This window comes from Mitsuaria sp. BK037 (assembly GCF_014193045.1).
In the GTDB taxonomy this organism is placed as follows: domain Bacteria; phylum Pseudomonadota; class Gammaproteobacteria; order Burkholderiales; family Burkholderiaceae_C; genus Roseateles.
In genome coordinates this window covers 536165-556083 of the sequence record NZ_JACHYS010000002.1, presented here as the reverse complement: position 1 = coordinate 556083, position 19919 = coordinate 536165, and the positions used below count along the sequence as shown (strand labels likewise).

The 19919-nt window shown below is 70.9% G+C and carries 14 protein-coding genes; 12 read left to right on the top strand and 2 right to left on the bottom strand.

Going from position 1 to position 19919, the window contains the following annotated elements:
* Positions 1-19 precede the first annotated feature (19 nt).
* Positions 20-979: a hydroxymethylpyrimidine/phosphomethylpyrimidine kinase gene (locus tag FHT37_RS14605; protein WP_404932646.1), complete on the bottom strand. Its 960-nt coding sequence runs from the start codon at positions 977-979 to the stop codon at positions 20-22.
* Between the two features lie 133 nt (positions 980-1112).
* Here FHT37_RS14605 and FHT37_RS14600 point away from each other — a divergent pair, with 133 nt between their 5' ends.
* From FHT37_RS14600 to FHT37_RS14550, 11 genes are all read left to right on the top strand, one after another.
* Complete coding sequence (locus FHT37_RS14600; protein WP_084452486.1) at positions 1113-1304, top strand: rubredoxin; 192 nt, start codon at positions 1113-1115, stop codon at positions 1302-1304.
* A gap of 95 nt (positions 1305-1399) precedes the next feature.
* Complete coding sequence (locus FHT37_RS14595; protein ID WP_091726969.1) at positions 1400-1795, top strand: PleD family two-component system response regulator; 396 nt, start codon at positions 1400-1402, stop codon at positions 1793-1795.
* Between the two features lie 122 nt (positions 1796-1917).
* Positions 1918-2283 carry a response regulator transcription factor gene (locus tag FHT37_RS14590; protein WP_088406380.1) on the top strand — a complete coding sequence of 122 codons (366 nt, stop codon included), beginning with the start codon at positions 1918-1920 and terminating at the stop codon, positions 2281-2283.
* A gap of 4 nt (positions 2284-2287) precedes the next feature.
* A complete protein-coding gene (locus FHT37_RS14585) occupies positions 2288-2806 on the top strand; it encodes a chemotaxis protein CheW (RefSeq protein WP_091726964.1) in 519 nt (172 codons plus the stop codon).
* Between the two features lie 61 nt (positions 2807-2867).
* Positions 2868-5132, top strand: a complete 2265-nt coding sequence (locus tag FHT37_RS14580) for a methyl-accepting chemotaxis protein (RefSeq protein WP_091726960.1) — start codon at positions 2868-2870, stop codon at positions 5130-5132.
* Positions 5133-5216: 84 nt separating this feature from the next.
* Positions 5217-12065 (top strand): Hpt domain-containing protein, encoded by a 6849-nt coding sequence (locus tag FHT37_RS14575; RefSeq protein WP_183482446.1) that lies wholly within the window; start codon positions 5217-5219, stop codon positions 12063-12065.
* A 65-nt stretch (positions 12066-12130) separates the two neighbouring features.
* Positions 12131-13189, top strand: coding sequence for a GGDEF domain-containing protein (locus tag FHT37_RS14570; RefSeq protein WP_183482444.1), 1059 nt, complete (start codon positions 12131-12133; stop codon positions 13187-13189).
* A gap of 4 nt (positions 13190-13193) precedes the next feature.
* Positions 13194-14252 (top strand): hypothetical protein, encoded by a 1059-nt coding sequence (locus tag FHT37_RS14565; RefSeq protein ID WP_221211098.1) that lies wholly within the window; start codon positions 13194-13196, stop codon positions 14250-14252.
* 418 nt (positions 14253-14670) lie between these two features.
* Positions 14671-16095 (top strand): CHASE3 domain-containing protein, encoded by a 1425-nt coding sequence (locus FHT37_RS14560; RefSeq protein WP_183482443.1) that lies wholly within the window; start codon positions 14671-14673, stop codon positions 16093-16095.
* Positions 16076-16714 carry a response regulator transcription factor gene (locus tag FHT37_RS14555; protein ID WP_091726945.1) on the top strand — a complete coding sequence of 213 codons (639 nt, stop codon included), beginning with the start codon at positions 16076-16078 and terminating at the stop codon, positions 16712-16714. Before FHT37_RS14560 ends, FHT37_RS14555 begins: the two co-directional genes overlap by 20 nt.
* Positions 16715-16869: 155 nt before the next feature.
* Entirely contained in the window at positions 16870-17754 is an 885-nt protein-coding gene (locus FHT37_RS14550; RefSeq protein WP_175538339.1) for a response regulator, read from the top strand.
* A 16-nt stretch (positions 17755-17770) separates the two neighbouring features.
* Here the strand turns inward: FHT37_RS14550 and FHT37_RS14545 are convergent, their stop codons facing one another.
* Positions 17771-19297 (bottom strand): deoxyribodipyrimidine photo-lyase, encoded by a 1527-nt coding sequence (locus FHT37_RS14545; protein WP_183482442.1) that lies wholly within the window; start codon positions 19295-19297, stop codon positions 17771-17773.
* Positions 19298-19332: 35 nt separating this feature from the next.
* Here FHT37_RS14545 and FHT37_RS14540 point away from each other — a divergent pair, with 35 nt between their 5' ends.
* Positions 19333-19911 carry a YqgE/AlgH family protein gene (locus FHT37_RS14540; RefSeq protein WP_091726932.1) on the top strand — a complete coding sequence of 193 codons (579 nt, stop codon included), beginning with the start codon at positions 19333-19335 and terminating at the stop codon, positions 19909-19911.
* Positions 19912-19919 lie beyond the last annotated feature (8 nt).

Below are 19919 nucleotides of genomic sequence, written 5' to 3'. Positions count from 1 at the left end.
CGCGGGCGCCCTCGGGGACTCAATGGATCCGGCGGGGGCCGCGGCTGGGCGGCTCGTCGATCGTCATCTCGTCGGTGGCGGGCACGGTCTCGGCGCCTTCCTCGCCCTCCTCGCCGGGCGGCAGCGCCCAGAAGAAGCGGTCGGGCACCACGTTGCCCATGCCGGGGCGGAAGCCCGCCTCCAGCGACTGGTCGAGGAAGGCGAGCGCCTCGCCCACCGCGTCGTGCGGCTCCGAGCCGACCGACAGCAGGGCGGCCAGCGCGGCCGACAGCGTGTCCCCGGCGCCGACGAAGCTGGCCTCGAAACGCTCGAATTTCTCGCCGGTGATCGCGCCCTGGGAATTCGCCAGGACGTTGTCGATGTACTGGTTGGGCAGCTGGATGCCGGTCACCAGCACGTGCGCGGCGCCGTGCTGCTGCGCCGCGACCGCCAGTTCGCGCGGCGAGGCCGGGCGGTCCGCGTCCCAGTCCGGCAACAGGCAGTCGATCAGCGTCTTCTGGTTGCCCACCAGCACCAGCGTCTGCGGCAGCACCAGCTCGCGGAACGCGTCCAGGTAGCTCTGCTGCTGTTCCTCGTCCAGCCAGGAGATGCTCGGCAGGTAGGCCACCAGCGGCACGTCGGGGTAGTCGGAGAGGACCTCGGCGACCGAGGAGACGCCCTCGGCGCTGCCCAGGAAGCCGACCTTCCAGGCGGCGACGGGCACGTCCTCGAGGATCGAGCGGGCCTGCTCGACGATGCAGTCGCCGTCCAGCGTCTGGTGGTCGAAGACCTCGGCCGTGTCGCGCATCACGATGGCGGTCACCACCGGCAGCGCATGCGCGCCCATGGCGGCGATCGTCGCCACGTCGCCGGCGCTGCCGCCCGCGCCGCTGGGGTCCGACGCATTGAAGCTCATCACGCAGGCCGGCGGCGGCGAGTCCTGGTCATCGATCGCGGCGGCGTCCTGGGGGTCTGGTTGGTGCGGGTCTGGGCGGCTCATGGATGGTTGGCGCGAAGCCGTGAACTGATGCGCATAACGTGAAGAAGGACCGCTATCGACTGTTGTTTCATCGGTACTTCCGCCCCCCGGGTCAGCCCGGGGGCGTGGCTACAATCTTTCGATCATTGTAGTGATGCAAAGTCAACCCATCGTGAGCGAAGCAAGGACCTGGATGTGCCTGATCTGCGGCTGGATCTACGACGAGGCCGCGGGCGACCCTGAGCACGGCATCGCCGCCGGCACGCGCTGGGAGGATGTCGACATGAACTGGACCTGTCCCGAATGCGGTGCCCGCAAGGAGGACTTTGAAATGGTCCAGATCTGACCCGCGCATCGCCCTTCGATGAAGCCATCCGGTCGCGCCTGTCGCGCGCCTGAAATTTCCCTGACAACCATCGTCTGAACAATACGGAGAAGAGCTTGGATTCCAGCGCAAGCCCCCGCACGGCGACCAAGGTGCTGGTCATCGACGACAGCAACACGATCCGCCGCAGCGCCGAGATCTTCCTGAAACAGGGCGGGCACGAAGTCGTGCTGGCCGAGGACGGCTTCGATGCGCTGGCCAAGCTGAGCGATTACCAGCCCGACCTCGTGTTCTGCGACATCCTGATGCCGCGCCTGGATGGCTACCAGACCTGCGCCATCATCAAGCGCAATCCGCAGTTCGCGTCGGTGCCGGTGATCATGCTGTCGTCCAAGGACGGCCTGTTCGACAAGGCGCGAGGCCGCATGGTGGGCTCGCAGGACTACCTGACGAAGCCCTTCACGAAGGACCAACTGCTGCAGGCGGTGCAACAGCACTGCCGGGCGGGCTGACCGGCCGGACGGCGCCCCGCATTCCACGACCCATTCCACCGACATCCAACGACGCTCACCCCAGGCTCGACCGACGCACTGCCCGACGCGGATCGACGCGAGCCGAGAGAGAGGGAGATCCCATGCCCATCCACAAGATCCTGCTGGTCGACGATTCGAAGACCGAACTGCACGCGCTGAGCGACCTGCTGACCAAGCGCGGCTTCACCGTCCGCACCGCCGAGAACGGCGAGGAGGCGATGAAGCGCCTGGCCGAGGAAAAGCCCGACCTGATCCTCATGGACGTGGTGATGCCCGGCCAGAACGGCTTCCAGCTGACCCGCGCCATCACCCGCGACGAGCGCTACGCCGACGTGCCGGTGATCATGTGCACCAGCAAGAACCAGGAGACCGACAAGGTCTGGGGCATGCGCCAGGGCGCGCGTGACTACGTCGTCAAGCCGGTCAAGGCGGACGAGCTGCTGGCCAAGATCAAGGCGCTGGGCTGACACCATGGCCAACAAGCAAGCGCTGCGCGAACTTCAACAACGGCTGGCGCAGCGCATGCAGGCGGCGCGCGAGGCGCCCCAGGCCGCGAACTGGCTGGCGGTCGAGTGCGCGGGCCTGGGCCTGCTGCTTCCGCTCAAGCAATCCGGCGAAATTTTCACGCCAGTCCCACTTCAGGCGGTGCCGTACACGCAGCCTTGGATGCTGGGTGTGGCCAACTTGCGCGGCGGGCTGCACACGGTGGTGGACCTGGCGGCCTTCCTGGGTCTGCGCGGTCCGATCCCGATGACGTCGGCCCACCGGCTGGTGTCGATCAATCCCGACCTGGGCATCAACTGCGCGCTGCTGGTGGACCAGCTGCTGGGGCTGCGCGGCGACGAACAACTGCAGGCCGAGCCCGATGCGCCCGGCCATCCCGATTTCGCTCCTGCCCGCATGCGCGACGGGCAGGGCCGGCGCTGGCAAGTGCTGGACCTGGATGCGCTGACGCAGCATCCGCAATTCCTGCGCATTGTTTTGAACTGATAGCCAGACGACGGTCCCGTCACAGGCGCCGATTCGACGAACGAGATCAAACGAGGGTGAGATGAGCTTCCTGGACAAGATCAAGAACAAGGGCAAGAACGAGGGCAACGACGACTTCGACGACGGTCCGCGGACCGACGCGTCGGGCTCGTCGGCGCCGGAGGACACGACGGACTTCCAGCCTTCGATCATCACCGCGGCGCAGCCCACGCCGGAGTTCCAGGACACGTCCGCGGGCTACCAGCCCTCGGCGTCCGCCCCGGAAAGCCCGACCCCGATGCCGGAGGTCCTGAAGCAGCCCGAGCAGCGCCGCACCGGCCTGCTGACGGCGCTGACGGCCGCGGGCGTGCTCTTCACCGCCGGCACCGTCTCGATGGCGCTGATCAACGGCAACCGCTCGGCGGCGCAGGTGCGCGGCGCCGGTCAGGCCGCGACGCAGTCGCAGCGTCTGGCCAAGGCGGTCTCGACCGCGCTGCTGGGCAACAAGAACGCCTTCCCGGAAATGAAGGAAGCGGCCGACATCCTGACCAGCGTGACCACCTCGCTGCGCGACGGCAGCGGTGAACTGGCCAAGGCGCCGGGCTCGGTCGATGCGCTGCTCGAAAAGATCAGCCCGATGGTGGCGCGCGCCGACAAGAACACCAAGGTGATGCTGGCCCAGGAAAAGGTGCTGACGCAGGTGGGCGCCGCGCTGCGCGCGATCAACCGCCAGTCGTCGGACCTGCTGGAAAGCGCCGAGGCGGTGGCTTCGCTGTCGCTGCAGAGCTCGGCCCCGACCGGCGAAGTCGCCGCGGTCGGCCAGCTGGTGATGCTGACGCAGCGGATCGGCAAGTCCGCCAACGAATTCCTGACGCAGGAAGGCGTGAGCCCCGAGGCCGTGTTCCTGCTGGGCAAGGACCTGAACGCGTTCCGCGAGATCGCCCAGGCGCTGCTCAACGGCAACCCCGAACTGCGCCTGAACGGCGCCAAGGACCCGCAGGTGCGTGAGCGCCTGAAGGTGCTGCTGACCCAGTACGACCAGACCCGCTCGCAGGCGACGGCCATCCTGTCCAACCTGCAGGGCCTGGTGTCGGCGCGGGAAGCGCAGACGGCCATCCTCAATGACTCGGAAGTGCTGCGCAAAGACCTGGACGACCTGGGCCAGGGCCTGGAGTCCGCCGGCGGCATGAACCCGCTGCTGCTGCTGGCCATGGCGGCCTCGCTGGCGATGCTGGTGATCGGCGCGGTCGGTTTCCTGCGGCTGTACGTGTCCGACCAGGCGCGCCGCGCGCAGATGGCGGAAGAACAGCGCCGCGAGGCCGAGGCGCAGGAGCAGGAAGCCAAGCGCGTCAACGACGCCAACCAGGCCGCGATTCTGCGTCTGATGAACGAACTGCAGACGGTCGCGGAAGGCGACCTGACGCACCAGGCGACGGTGACGGAGGACATCACCGGCGCGATCGCCGACTCGGTGAACTACACCGTGGAAGAACTGCGCTCGCTGGTGCACCAGGTGCAGACGACGGCGGTCCGGGTGACGGACACGACCGCGCAGGTCGACCAGACCTCGACCGAGCTGCTGGCCGCCTCGACCGAACAGCTGCACGAGATCCGCGCCACCGGCGAGGCCGTGCTGCAGATGGCGCACCGGATCAACGACGTGTCCGCGCAGGCGCAACAGACCGCCGACGTGGCCCGCCAGTCCCGGGAAGCCGCCGAGCAGGGTCTGCAGGCGATGCAGAACAACATCGGCGGTATGAACCAGATCCGCGACCAGATCCAGGAAACCTCCAAGCGCATCAAGCGGCTGGGCGAGTCCTCGCAGGAAATCGGCGAGATCACCGAGCTGATCTCGGACATTACCGAACAGACCAACGTGCTGGCGCTGAACGCGGCCATCCAGGCGGCGTCCGCCGGTGAAGCCGGTCGCGGCTTCTCGGTGGTGGCGGAAGAAGTGCAGCGGCTGGCGGAACGCTCCGCCGACGCGACGCGCCGGATCGCGGCGCTGGTCAAGACCATTCAGACCGACACCCACGACGCCGTGGCCGCCATGGAGCGCTCCACGCTGGGGGTGGTCGAGGGCACGAAGCTGTCCGACGCGGCCGGCCGCGCGCTGGAAGACATCGACTCGGTGTCGCGTCGCCTGGACGAGCTGATCGGCCAGATCTCGACGGTCGCGCAGAACGAAGCGCGCGCCGCCAACGAGGTCGGCGCCAACATCCAGCACATCTTCGCGGTGACCGAGCAGACCTCCGACGGTACGCGTTCGACCGCCCAGATGGTGCATGAGCTGTCGCGGTCGGCCGAGGCGCTGAAGCAGTCGGTGGCCCGGTTCAAGGTGACCTGACCGGCATCGGCCGACTGCCCCGCCCGGTAGAACAGGGATAGAGCCCCGCACCGCGTCGACATAAAAGAGAGAACAAGAGCGAGCATGGACCTTACGCGCGAATCCGAGTTCCCCGCCGACCTGAGCCCCTTGGCCTGGGTCCAGGAGGAACTGCGCCGCACGCTGGAATCGGTGCACAAGGCCCTTCGCCGCGTGCTGCGCGATGCCGATGCGCGAGCGACGACCCTGGGCGGCGACGGCCAGCCCAGCCCGGCGCTGCAAGGCGCGGCCCAGCAGATGCACCAGGCCGCCGGCGTGCTGGCGGTGGTCAGCCTGCCGGCCGCCGCGCACCTGCTGCGCGCCGCCGAGGCGACGCTGTTCCGCCTGGCGGAGAACCCCGCCGGCGTGACCATCGCCGAGATCGAGGCGGTCGAGCGCGCGGACTTCGCGGTGCTCGCCTTCATCGCCAAGACGCTGGCCGGCGGTCAGCCGAGCTCGCTGGCGCTGTTCCCCGCTTACCAGACGCTGCAGGAACTCAACGGCGCGGGCCGCATCCACCCGGCCGACCTGTGGACCGAGGAATTCCGCTGGCGCGAACTGCCGCTGGACCGCAACGTCCGCGCGCTGAGCGCCGAGCAGATGCGCGCGCCCTTCGAGGCGCTGCTGCTCAAGCAGATGCGCGCCCCGGCGCCGGGCCAGGGCCAGCTGCTGAGCGACCTGTGCGCCGGCCTGGCGCTGACGCAGACGCAGACGAACGCGCGCACGCTCTGGATGCTGGCCGCGGGCCAGTTCGAGGCCCAGTCGCGCGGGCTGCTGCCGGTGGACACGCTGGTCAAGCGCCTGGGCTCGCGCCTGCTGGCGCAGCTGCGCGCCGGCAGCGATGCCGCGCCGTCCGAGCGCCTGGCCAAGGACCTGCTGTTCTTCTGCGCCGCCGCCAAGCATGCCGAGCCGGGCAGCGCCCCGCGCCTGACCGCGGTCCAGCAGGCCTACGGCCTGATCGAGGCCGACCAGGTCGACTACCGCGACGACACGCTGGGCCGCATCGATCCGAACTGGGTCGCCGCCGCCAAGCGCCGCGTCGCCGCCGCGAAGGAATCCTGGGCCTCCGCCGCCGAGGGCGAAACCCATCGCCTGGGCGGCCTGGACGAGCAGTTCGCCCACGTCGCCGAATCGCTGCAGAAGCTGTTCCCCAGCGGCGAGGTGCTCGGCGACACGCTGCGCCGCGCCGTCGTCACGACGCTGCGTTCGGGCCGCGCGCCCGAGCCGGCGCTGGCGATGGAGATCGCCACGTCCATGCTCTACCTGGAAGCGGCCCTCGAGGACGAGGCCTTCGACCAGCCCGAGCAGGCCGAACGCGTCAAGAGCCTGGCCCGCCGCATCGAGTCGGTCGGCCACGGCGAAGCGCCGCTGGCGCTCGAGAGCTGGATGGAGGAGCTGTACCGCCGCGTCGCCGACCGGCAGACGCTCGGCTCCGTCGTCCATGAACTGCGCGCCAGCCTCTCCGAGGTCGAACGCCAGTGCGACGAATACTTCCGCGACCCGTCCAAGCGCGACCTGCTGATCCCGGTGCCGGGCCAGCTGCAGGCGATGCGCGGCGTGTTCAGCGTGCTGGGCCTGTCGCAGGCCGCGCAGGCCACGCTGAAGATGCGCGACCAAGTCGACGAACTGGCCAACACCGAGGTCGATCCCTCGCTGCCCGGACCGCGCGCGCAATTCGACCGGCTCGCCCACAACCTGGGCGCGCTGGGTTTCCTGATCGACATGCTGAGCGTCCAGCCGCAGCTGGCCAAGCGCATGTTCCGCTTCGAGGACGACACCGGGCTGCTGCAGTCGCTGGTCGGCCGCGAGAGCGAACAGCACGCCCACGCGCAGGAACTGGCCGCCGCCGAAGCCGCGGCCCAGCCGCAGTTGATCGACCAGCTCCAGGCGACCGCCCAGGCGGTCGCGCAGGGCGATCGTTCGACCGAGGACCTGGCGCGCGACCTGGAACGCATCTCCCACGAAGCCCGCGCCGCCGACGATCTCGGCCTGGCGCAGGCCGCGCAGCAGGCGCAGCAGCAGTTGCTCTCGTCCGGCGGTGACGCCGCGGGCAGCCAGGCCGCCGAATCGCTGCAGCAGTTCATCGAAGCCGCCGCGCCGGTCGCCCCGCCCGCGCCGGCGCCGAGCGCCCCGATCCCGCAGGCCGAGGCCGCCATCGACGAGGAGATGCTGGGCATCTTCCTGGAAGAGGCCGCCGAGGTCGTGGCGACCGCCCGCGACGCGCTGACCGCGCTCGCGCGCAGCGCCAGCGACAAGGAACAGCTGACGACGGTGCGTCGCGCCTTCCATACGCTCAAGGGCAGCTCGCGCATGGTCGGGCTGAACGAGTTCGGCGAAGCCGGCTGGGCCTTCGAACAGCTCTACAACCATCGCCTGTCGGAGCATCCGCAGGCCGATTCGGACCTGCTGCGCGCCAGCAACGAGGCGCTGGACGGCTTCCAGGCCTGGGCCACCGCGATCGGCGAAGGCCGGCCGCACGGCTATCACAGCGCGCCGTTCCGCGCCGTCGCCGACGCACTGCGTCTGGAGAACCGCTACACCCCGCTGCAGCTGTCCGCCGCGGCGCCGGTCCTGGCGGTGCCCGAGTTGGTCGAGGTGGCCGAGGTGGTGGAAGCCCCCGAGGTCATCGAGGTCGCCGAGCTGCCGGAAGTCGCCGAGGTCCCGGCCCCCGCGCCGGCGCCGGAGATCGATCTGGCCGGTCTGCAGGCCCTGCCGGAACTGTCGCTGGCGGACGAGGTGGCGACGCCCGCGCCCGCGACGCCGCCCGCGGCCGACGAACTGGCCGCGCTGGACCTGCTTGCCACGCTGGACGCGGAACATGCCGCGGCCGGCTCGGTGCTGCCGTCGCTGGACCTGCCGGCGCTGGACCTGCCGGGCCTGGACGTGCCGCCGCTGCCGGTGGCCGACCTGGACGTGGTGACCGCGACCGAACCGACGCCCGTCGCGATCGACGCGCTGTCGCCGGAATTCCCGGCGGACGTGCCCGAACTGACCCAGGCGGTGCCCGAGCTGGACGCCGCCATCGACCTGGACGCGCTGTCCGCCGTCGAACTGCCCGCGCTGACCGCGGAGCCGCCGGTGCTGGACACGACGATGTCGCTGCCGACGGTGGCGGACGTGGTCGAACCGTCCGCGCTGCTGGAGCCCGCCGCGGTGGAAGCCGCCGCGGCCCAGCCACCGGCCTTCCAGGACGAACCGACGCTGTCGCTCGAACCCACGCTGACGCCCGCCGACGAGGCGACCGTCACGATGGAACTGCCCGACGGCTGGCCGGCCGACGCGCCGCTGGTCGAGATCGAGGCGACGACGCCGATGCCGCTGGACGCGCTGCCGGCCGAACCCGCCGCCGACGAGCCGGCGCTGGACCTGCTGGATCTGTCCGACCTCAACACCGAGCCGGTCGCCGCGATCGATGCGCCGTCCGCCGCGGACCTGTCGCTGACGCTGGACCTCGGCCAGGAACTGGTGTCCGCGCCGGTGGAGGCCCCGGTGGCCCCGGTGGCCGCCGACGACGCCGTGCTCGACCTGAGCGACGCGGCCGCCAATGCCGCCGATGCCGCTGTCGAGGCGACCGCGCCCGAAGGCCTGTCGCCGCGCACCCTGTCCGACCTGGATCTGCCGGACCTGGACCTGCCCGACCTGGGCGCGGCGCCGGCACACGCCGCGCCGGCGCTGAGCCTGGTGGGCGGCACCGCCGTCACGCCACCGACCGCCGAGGTCGAGGCCGAGGCGCAGCCGGACGAGGCCGTCGAGGACAGCGACGAGGGCGTCAAGGTCATCGGGCCGCTGCGCATCAGCATCGCGCTGTTCAACATCTTCCTGAACGAGGCCGACGAGCGTTCGCGCCGCCTGCAGGTGGAGCTGAGCGAGTGGGCGCTGCTGCCCCAGTCGCCGCTGCCGCAGGACGCGGAAGCCCTGGCGCACGGCCTGGCCGGCAGCGCCGCGACGGTGGGCTTCGAGGACCTGTCCACGCTGGCCCGTTGCCTGGAGCACGCGCTGGCGCGGGCCCAGGGCCATCAGGTCGCCGACCCGACGCTGTTCCAGCGCGCCGCCGACGAGATCCGCCGCCTGTTGCACCAGTTCGCCGCCGGTTTCCTGAAGGAAGCCGATGCCGGCCTGCTGGCGGAACTGCAGGCCTTCGAGCCGGGCGCCGTGCTGCCCGACAGCCATGCCGACAGCGACGAGGGCCTGCTGGCCATGTCGCTCGAGGAGGTGTCGACGGCCGCGCTGCCGGCCCACCTGCTGGTGGACCACACGGCCGAGCCGGCCCTGCCGACCTCGCATTACGCCTTCCACCAGGCCGCCGAGGCGACCGCCGACGATTTCGACTTCAGCCAGCCCGACCAGATCGAGCCGGAACTGATGCCGATCTTCGAGGAGGAAGCCGAGGACCTGCTGGGCGAGCTGCACGGCGCGCTGCGCGAGTGGGCGACCCAGCCGGCCGACACCGGCCGCGCCGCCGCCTGCATGCGGGTGCTGCACACCTTCAAGGGCGGTGCCCGCCTGGCCGGCGCGATGCGCCTGGGCGAGCAGGCCCACCGCCTGGAGTCCCAGATCGAGCACCTGCTGGCCGACGGCGAACCGGGCTACGAGCAACTGCTCGCGCTGCAGGACGCCGGCGACAGCCTGGAACACAGCTTCAAGACGCTGCAGCGCACCTGGCGCGACCCGGCACCGGTGGTGCCCGCGCCGATGGCGCCATCCGCCCCGGCCGCGCCGGTCGCCGACCTGCCCGCGCCGATCCCGCCCGCCGTCGCGGTCGAGACCATCCAGGCGCCGGCCGAAGGCTCCGACGCGATCCCGGCACCGGCTCCCCAGCTGGCGCCGATCGAGCCGGTGGCCGACGTGGTTGCCGAAGCGGTCGCTCAGCCGGTCGCCGAACCGGTGGCGCTGGCGCCGCTGGAGGCCGAGCCTGTCGTGGAGGCTGCCGCGCCGGTCGAGGCGCCTGTCGCCGAGCCTGCGGTGGCGACGCCGCCGGCCGACATCGAGATCGACTGGGCCCACTTCAGCGAGATCGCCGACCTGGGCCAGCCGCTGGAAAGCGCCCCGGTGGCCCCGGCCGCCCAGGTGCGTGTCCGTGGCGCGCTGCTGGAGCGCATGGCCGCGCTGTCCGGTGAAGTCTCCATCCGCCGCGCGCGCCTGGAGTCCGAACTGGGCCAGATGCGCACCTCGCTGTCCGACCTGGACGACAACCTGGAGCGTCTGCGCACGCAGCTGCGCGAACTGGAACTGCAGGCCGAGGCCCGCATCGCCGCCCGCCAGGAAGCCGCCCAGGCGACCGGCAAGGACTTCGACCCGCTCGAGTTCGACCGCTACACCCGCTTCCAGGAACTGACCCGGATGCTGGCCGAGTCGGTCAACGACGTGGCCACGGTCCAGCGCGGCCTGCAGCGCAACGTCGCGGCCGGTGAAGACGAACTGGCCGGCCAGTCCCGGCTGACCCGCGAGCTGCAGGATGACCTGCTGCGCACGCGGATGGTCGAGTTCGACAGCAGCCTGGGCGAGCGCCTGCACCGGGTGGTCCGCCAGGCCGCCCGCGAAAGCGGCAAGCAGGCCCAGCTCGAGATCCGCGGTGGCGGCGTCGAACTGGACCGCGCGGTGCTGGAGCGCCTGACCGGCGCCTTCGAGCACCTGCTGCGCAACAGCGTCGTGCACGGCATCGAGACGCCGGATGTCCGCCAGCAGGCGGGCAAGGCGCCGGTGGGCCGCATCGTGCTGAACCTGCACCAGGAAGGCAACGAGATCCAGGTCCGCTTCAGCGATGACGGCGCCGGCCTGAATCTGGCGCGCATCCGCGCCCGCGGCGAGAGCCAGGGCCTGATCCAGCCGGGTCAGGACCTGAACGACGCCCAGCTGATGGACCTGATCTACGAGCCGGGTTTCTCCACCGCCGAATCGCTGACCGAGATGGCGGGCCGCGGCGTCGGCATGGACGTGGTCCGCTCCGAAGTGAACACGCTCGGCGGCTACGTGCTGACGCAGTCCTCGCCGGGGCAGGGCGCCAGCTTCGAGCTGCGCGTGCCGCTGACGACGGCGCTGACGCAGGTCGTCGTGCTGCGCTACGGCGACCGCAAGGTCGCGGTGCCGGCCAGCCTGATGCTGTCGGTGCAGCGCCTGCCGGTCGAGACGGTCGAGCAGGCCTATGTCGACGGCGCGCTGATGGCCGCCGGCGAACGCATGCCCTTCTACTGGCTGGGCGGCCTGATGCACCACAGCGACCGCGGCGTCGCCCATGGCAAGACCCTGCCGGTGGCGCTGGTGCACAGCGCCCAGCAGCGCCTGGCGCTGCACGTCGACGAAGTGCTGGGCAACCAGGAAGTCGTCGTCAAGAACCTGGGCCCGCAGCTGATGCAGGTCCCGGGCCTGGCGGGCATCAGCCTGCTGGCCTCGGGCGATGTGGCGCTGATCTACAACCCGGTGGCGCTGGCCAACCGCTACGGCCATGCCGCGCAGCAGCGCGTGCACGACGCCGAGGCGGCCGCGCGCCAGGTGGTGGTCGAGGCGGCCACCGAGCAGCTCGCGCCGCTGGTGATGGTGGTCGACGACTCGCTGACCGTGCGCCGCGTCACCCAGCGCCTGCTGGAGCGCGAGGGCTACCGCGTGCTGCTGGCCAAGGACGGCCTGGATGCGATGGAGCGCCTGGCCGGCGAGGAATTGCCGCAACTGGTGCTGTCGGACATCGAGATGCCGCGCATGGACGGCTTCGACCTGGTCCGCAACCTGCGTGCCGACGCGCGTCTGGCGGGGCTGCCCGTGATCATGATCACGTCGCGCATCGCTCAGAAACACCGCGACTATGCACAACGGCTCGGAGTCGAGGATTACCTGGGCAAGCCCTATGACGAGGAGCACCTGCTCGGCCTGATCGCCCGATACACTTCGCACCATTCCGCCGGAAAGCCGGCGAGGGCGTAGCGTCCGGGCCCCCGGACCATCGGTGGTTGCCGGCGCCTGGATCCTCCCTCCACGCTGCAAACACCATGTCCGGGGTAGTCGACCATCTTGCCGAGCTGACGGGTTTCCGTGACCGCGACGTCATGGACGTCACCCTGGTCACCGCGCTGCGTGACCTGCTCAATGGCCCTGCGGCCGCCGTGGCGATCTATCGCTGCGTCGGCGAGCCCGGCCAGCAGCGCTGGCTGACGCGCGCCCGGCTGCACGCCGGCGACGCCGTCGCCACCGCCGACTCGCTCTGGGTCGATCCCGAGACCCTCCCCCGGCTGGCCGAGCATCCGCGCCGCCTCGAATGCCTGACGCAGCGCAGCGTGTTGCAGCAGCGCGAAAACAACGAGTGGGTGACGCTGTTCCCGCTGGCGACCGAACGCGACGTGGTCGGCGTGCTGGAGCTGCACACCGCGCGCCGGCTCAAGACCGAGGCGCAGCGCATGGTCAGCAGCGTGCTGCGGATCTATCACAACTTCCAGGGCCTGCTGGACTACAGCGAGCGCGACACGCTGACCGGCCTGCTGAACCGCAAGACCTTCGACGAGAGCTTCCTGAAGGCTGTCTCGGAGCTGCCGCTGCGGATCCAGGCCGAGGAGGCCAAGCCCGAGGAGCCCGGTCAGGACCGCCGCCATGCCGCGGTGCATCCGCGCTACTGGATCGGCGTGATCGACATCGACCACTTCAAGTCGATCAACGACCGCTTCGGTCACCTGATCGGCGACGAGGTCCTGCTGCTGCTGTCGCGGCTGATGCGCAGCAGCTTCCGCTTCAACGACCTGCTCTATCGCTTCGGCGGCGAGGAGTTCGTCGTGCTGATGCGTTGCGAGGACGAACCCGACGCCGCGCACGCTTTCGAGCGCTTCCGCCTCAACACCGCCCAGTACGCTTTCCCGCAGGTCGGCCGCATCACGGTCAGCATCGGCTTCACGCAGATCCGCAGCGGCGACTCGCCGGCCGCGGCCTTCGAGCGCGCCGACAAGGCGGTCTACCACGCCAAGGGCGCCGGCCGGAACCAGGTGCAGAGCCACGCGACGCTGGTCGCGCAAGGCCGCATGACCGAGGCCAGCCACCTCAGCGACGTCGAACTCTTCTGATCCCGTGAACAGGACCTGGCGCTGGACCGCGCTCGCCGCCTCGGCGGCGACGGCGGTCGCGGCCCTGCTGATCGGCTGCGCGACGCCGCCGCCGGTGGCCGGTCCCGACCTGCCGGCCCTGCCCGGCACGCAGGCGGCCGAGGACGGCAGCCATCACTGGCAGGACTTCGACTGGAGCGATCCCGCCCGCGAACGCGCGGTCCCGGTGCGCGTCTACTGGCCCCGCGGCGAGCCACCGGCGGGTGGGTGGCCGGTCGTGGTCTTCTCGCACGGCATGGGCGGCTCGCGCCGCGGCTACAGCTACCTCGGTAGCTATTGGGCGGCGCACGGCATCGTCGCGATGCATGTGCAGCACATCGGCAGCGACCGCCGGCTCTGGGCCGGCGGCTTCGGCTGGTCGAACTCGCTGACGCTGGTGCGGCGCCTGCAGCATGCGGCGCAGCCGGAGGAGGCCATCGAGCGAACGCAGGACATCCGCTTCGCCCTGGACCAGTTGCTGGCCGGACCGCTGGGGCCGCGGCTGGATGCGACGCGCCTGGCGATCGCCGGGCATTCCTACGGCGCCAACACCAGCCTGCTGATCGCCGGCGCGAAGGTGCCGGCGCCCGCCGGCCTGACCGGTGGCGCGGCGCCGTCGTCGTCGTTGTCCTCGCTGGCCGATCCGCGCTTCAAGGCCGCGATCCTGATCTCCGCGCCGCCGTTCTACGGGGAGGGCGATCCGGCGCCCATCCTGTCCGGCATCGCCATCCCCACGCTGCACATCAGCGCCACCGCCGACGAGATCACCATTCCCGGCTACTACAGCGGACCGTCGGACCGGGTGGCGCTGTTCGACGCGATCGGCGGGCCGCGCAAGGCGCTGGCGATGTTCAGCGGCGGTTCGCACAGCATCTTCACCGACCGGATGAACACCGGCGGCTTCGAGCTCAACCCGAAGGTCAAGGCCGCGACGCGCGAGCTCAGCCTGGCCTACCTGCGGCTGGTGCTCGACGGCGAGGCGGCGCCGCTGCGCGACTGGCAGCAGCGCCATGGCGCGCTGCTGTCGCGTTGGCAGGCCCCCTGACAGGCGGGGTGGGGTGCCCCCGCGAGGGGCGGTGGGACAAGTCCTGACCCCGGCGCGCGGCACCCGCCGGTCGCGTGAAAGTGCTCACCTTCGGCCCGCCTGCTGCCCGCGGACGTGGCTTTCCCGGCACGCGGCGCGTGAGCAGGGACTTGCTTTTCCTGCGCCGCACCTCTAGCGTTAGGCCCACGTGAGCAGGCGCCAGGGAGCGTCCGCGCGAACAAGCCCTCCCACCGAAGGGCGAAATCCATGCGAGACAGAAGCGAAAGCGGCCCGACCGGCGCAAGCGGAGCGAAAGACGTCCGATGCGCCTGACACCCGGGGCCCGACTGCAGTGGGGTGGACGCCGGCGAGCTTGTCATCGCTGGAACGCGGCGTCCGCAGGGTTGTACGAACACGGGCCCGGAGGCCCGGACCATCCATGCGCTTGCTGACCTTTCCGGTGGCTGCGGGCCTGTTGCTGGCCGGCTGCGTCGCCTTCGTGGCCACCGCCTATGGCGGTTACCGCAGCCTGGGCGAGCTGACGCGTCAGGAGGCGGGGCGCGCCCACGCCTTGCGCACGCAGCAGCAGCTGTCCGACCTGAACGGCCTGCTGATCGACCTGGAGACCGGCACGCGCGGTTTCCTGATCACCGGCGACGCGGCCTTCCTGCAGCCCTACGAGCGCGCCCAGCGCGACCTGGACGCGAACTACGCCCAGCTCAAGGACGCGCTGGCGGTCAGCGGCGACCGCCAGGACCAGGCCTTCGCGCGGCTGGACCGTTTCATCGCCGAGCGCCGCCGCCAGGTCGAGGACCAGGTCGCGAAGCGCTGGAAGCTGGGCGCCGAGGCGCTGAACGACCGCCAGGCCTATGTCGCCGGCAAGCAGCTGATGGACGAGATCCGCGGCGAGCTGGCGCGGCTGAAGTCGGTGCAGCAACGCCGGATCGATGGCATCGAATCGGCGGTGGCGCTGCAGACCAAGGAAACCACGCTGCTGGCGCAGGTGCTGCCGCTCGTCGGGGGCCTGCTGATGGCCGCGGCGATGGCGGCGCTGTGGGTCGAGCGCGAACGGCGCGACCGGGCCGAACGCGCGCTGCGCGACAGCCATGCGCGGCTGGAGGGGGCCGTCGCCGAGCGCACCCGTGAACTGAGCGAGGCGCTGACCCGCATCCAGAGCTTCGCCGCCGAACTGGACCGCAGCGTGGAGGCGGAGCGGCGCCGGCTCGCGCGCGAGGTCCACGACCAGCTCGGCCAGCTCGGCACGGCGGCGAAGATGCTGGCGCTGTCGATGGCGCGCAAGATCGCGCCGGCCAAGGAGCCGATGCACGACGAGATGCTGGCCATCGCCGACGAGGTCATCGGCGCCGCGCGCCGCATCGCCAACACGCTGCGGCCGCCGCTGCTGGACGACTTCGGCTTCGGCGCGGCGGTCCAGCACTATGCGCAGGGCCTGCAGCGGCAGAGCGAGCTGGTCGTCGACCTGGACCTGGCGCCGGACGAGGCGCTCAGCAGCGAGCAGCACAACCAGCTCTTCCGCCTGCTGCAGGAGGCCGCGACCAACGTGCTGAGGCATGCGCAGGCGCACCAGCTGACGATCGAGTCCCGCATCGAGGACGGGGAATACCGCCTGCGCATCGAGGACGACGGCATCGGCCCGGGCCAGGTGCGGGCGGATGCGTCGGGCCTGAGGAACATGCGGGAGCGCGCCGTGCTGGCAGGCGGTGAACTGGTCTTCGGGCCGGCGCCGCGACGTGGCACGCGGATCGACGTCCGCGTGCCGCTGGCCGGCGGCGCGGACGAGGGGGACAGCACCGGGGCGACCCGGGAGAACGAGGAGGGTTGGGATGAGGTTTCTGATCGTTGACGACCATCCGATCATGCGGCTCGGGGTCAAGCAGTTGATCCAGGGCCACTGGCCATCGGCGGTGCTGGACGAGGCATCGACCATCGCCGAGGCACTGCAGCTGGGCCAGGCCAACAAGCCGGATGCGCTGGTGCTGGACCTGTCACTGCCCGACGCCAGCGGGACCGAGGGCGCCAGCCGCATGCTGCGGGCGCTCAAGGGCGTGCCGGTGCTGGTGCTGAGCCTCAACGCGGAGTCCGCCTACGCGGCGCGGCTGCTGCAGATGGGCGTGTCCGGCTACCTGCCCAAGGACAAGGCGACCGACGAGCTGGTCGTCGCGCTGCAGCGCCTGCTGCAGGGCGGGCGCTACGTCACGGCCGCGATGGCGGACCACCTGCTGGGGCTGCTCAGCGGCGCGACGCCGGGCCAGTTGCCGCATGAGCAGCTGTCGGCGCAGGAACACCGGGTGATGCTGCTGATCGCCGCGGGCAAGACGCCGGCGGAGATCGCCGAGACCATGCACCTGTCGGCCAAGACGGTCGGCACCTACCGCGCGCGCATCCTCGAGAAGACCGGCTGGCGCAACAACACCGAGCTCACCAAGTACTGCGTCCAGCACGGGCTGACGGACATCCAGTGAGCGGCCGGGCGCTGTAGGGGATCGCCCGACAAATCCTGCGGACAGGCCCCGACACCAGCATGCGCGGGGCGCTGCTGATGCCGGCGCCGGGCCTCGCGCAAGATGCCGGACAGGCGGTGACAACCAGTCGCCGCCGCGATCCGGAGCATCCCTTCATGGACATTTTTCTCGTCGAGGACTCGTCGGCCATCCGCCGGCTCCTGGCACGGCGGCTCGAGGACATGGCCGGCGTGCGCGTCGTCGGCGAGGCGGACTCCGCGCCGCAGGCGATCGCGCTGATCGACTGGCTGCAGCCCGACACCGTGCTGCTGGACATGACCCTGCTGGTGGGCACCGGCGTCGACGTGCTGCGGGCGCTGCGCCACAAGGGCTTCCAGGGCCGGATCCTGATGCTCACCCATCACGCGATGGACGCCTACCGCGACATGTGCATGCAGGCGGGGGCGGACGGCTTCTACGACAAGGGCAGCGGCCTGGAGTCGCTGTTCGGCGACCTCGACGAGCTGCTGCAGAGCGAGCGCGCGGCCGGCCGGCAGACGCGGCCCTCGCCGCTGCTGCGCGACACGGCCACCGGGCTGCTCGGCCAGGTGGCGCTGCTGGAGCGCCTGGACCAGGTGCTGCGCATGGTCAATGCCGAGTCCGGCCGGGTGGCCGTCACGGTGGTGGTGCTCAAGGGCCTGGAGGCGCTGCTGCGCAGCCAGGGCGTGCAGGCGGCGGCACCGGTGCTGGTGGAGGTCGGCCGGCGGCTGTCGTCCTGCGCCGGTCCGGTCGACCTGCTGGCGCGGCATGCCAACGAGCAGTTCGCGCTGGTGGTGTCGCGCGCCGGATCGGTGCAGGAGGCGGAAGCGATGGGCGAGCGCATCCGCGATGCGCTGGCGCAGCCCTTCGACCTGGGCGGCCATCCGGTGCGGCTCGACAGCCATGTCGGCGTGGCGCTGCATCCCCGCGACGCCATCACCGCGCGCGGCCTGCTGATCCTGGCGGAAGCCCGCGCGCACGGCCTGCGCCTGCCCCAGAAGGGCAGCGCGGTGGTGCATTGACGGTGCGCGCCGGAACCTAGTCCGGCGCGAAGCCGCGGTCCTTGACCACGGCGTAGCGCGCCATCGTCGCCATGCGCGCGGTCTCGTGGCGCACGATCGGCTCGGGATAGTCGCGGCCCAGCACGACGCCGCAGGCGGCCAGTTCCGCCGGCTTGGCGAGCCAGGGCGCGTGGATCAGCGCCGGCGGCAGCCGCGACAGTTGCGGCAGGTAGCGCTGGATGAATTTCCCGTCGGGGTCGAACTTCTCGCTCTGGCTGACCGGATTGAAGATGCGGAAGTAGGGCTGGGCGTCGCAGCCGCTGGAGGCGGCCCATTGCCAGCCGCCGTTGTTGGCGGCGAGATCGAAGTCGATCAGTTTCTCGGCGAAGTAGGCCTCGCCGCGGCGCCAGTCGATGCCCAGGTCCTTGATCAGGAAGCTGGCCGTGACCATGCGCAGCCGGTTGTGCATGTAGCCGGTCTGGTTGATCTGGTGCATCGCCGCGTCGACCAGCGGGTAGCCGGTACGGCCCTGGCACCAGGCCTCGAAGTCGGCATCGGCCTCCGGACCCTCGGCCCAGGCGATGCGGTCGTACTCGGGCCGGAAGGCGCGCCCCGCCACGCGCGGATGGTGGTGCAGGACCTGGTGATAGAAGTCCCGCCAGATCAGTTCCGACAGCCAGGTCTGCGCCCCCGCGCTGGCGCCGCTGCCCGCGTAGCCACGCCGCCAGGCCTCGCGCGCGAGCACGCGGATCGAGATCGTGCCGAAGCGCAGGTGGGTGCTCAGGTAGCTCGGGCCCTTGACGGCGGGAAAGTCGCGGGTCTCGCCGTAGCGGTCGATGCGCTCGAGGAACTCGTCGAACAGCCGCCGCGCGCCCGCGCTGCCGCCCGAGAGCGCCGCGCTCAGCCCGGCGGGCTCGAAGCCGATGTCGGCCAGCGCGGGCACGCTCCGGCGCGCCGCCACCTCGGGGCCGGTCGCCAGGTGCGAGGCGTGGCGCTCAACCGGATAGCTGCTGAGGAAGAAGGGTGTGATCTCGCGCAGCCAGGCGTTCTTGTAGGGCGTGAAGACGCCGTAAGGCTTGCCGGCGCCGGTCAGCAGCTCGGAGCGCTCGAAGATCACATGGTCCTTGAAGCTCTCGACCTGCACGCCGCGCGCCAGCAGGGTCTCGCCGACGGCGGCGTCGCGGCGCAGCGCGTCGGGCTCGTCGTCGTGGTTGAAGTACAGCGCCTGCACGCCCAGCTCGGCGGCCAGCGCCGGGATCTGCTCGCGCGGCGCGCCGTGGCGCACGATCAGGCCGGCGCCGGGGGCCAGCGCGGCGAGGTCCGCATCCAGCACGCCCAGCGCGTCGAGGATGAATTGCACGCGCCGGTCGGCCCGCGGCAGCGGGTCCAGGATGTCGGTGTCCAGCACGAAGGCGCAGTAGACCCGGCGGTGCCGCCGCAGCGCGTGGTACAGCGCCGCATGGTCGTCGGCCCGCAGGTCGCGGCGGAACCACACCAGGGCGCTGTCCGCGCCGTCCGTCGGCGCGGGGGGCCGGGAAGCGGGGGAAGAGGACGTTCGCGTCATGGGGACGGAGTGTCGGTGAAATAGAATCCGCCCCTATGTCCAAGGAACGCATCGACCTGACCAACCAGTTCCTGATCGCCATGCCGGGCATGGTGGACGAAACCTTTGCCGGCTCCGTCGTCTACCTGTGCGAGCACAACGAGAAGGGCGCGCTGGGACTGGTCATCAACAAGCCGATCTCGCTGACCCTGGGCAATCTGTTCGAGAAGGTCGAGCTCGAGCTGAACGACGAGGACATGGCCGCGCGGCCGGTCTTCTTCGGCGGCCCGGTCCAGACGGAGCGCGGCTTCGTGCTGCACGAGCCGCTGGACGAGCAGGGCAACCACTACAACGCGACGCTGGCCGTGCCCGGCGGGCTCGAGATGACCACCAGCCGCGACGTGCTGGAGGCGCTGTCCAGCGGTGCCGGCCCCAAGCGGGTGCTGGTCACGCTGGGCTACAGCGGCTGGGCGGCGGGGCAGCTCGAGGAGGAGCTCGGCCGCAACGGCTGGATCACCGTCGACGCCACGCCCGAGATCATCTTCGACACGCCCATCGAGGAGCGCTACGACAAGGCGCTGGCGCTGCTGGGCATCGATCCGCGCATGCTCAGCCAGGAGGCCGGGCACGCATGAGAACCGTG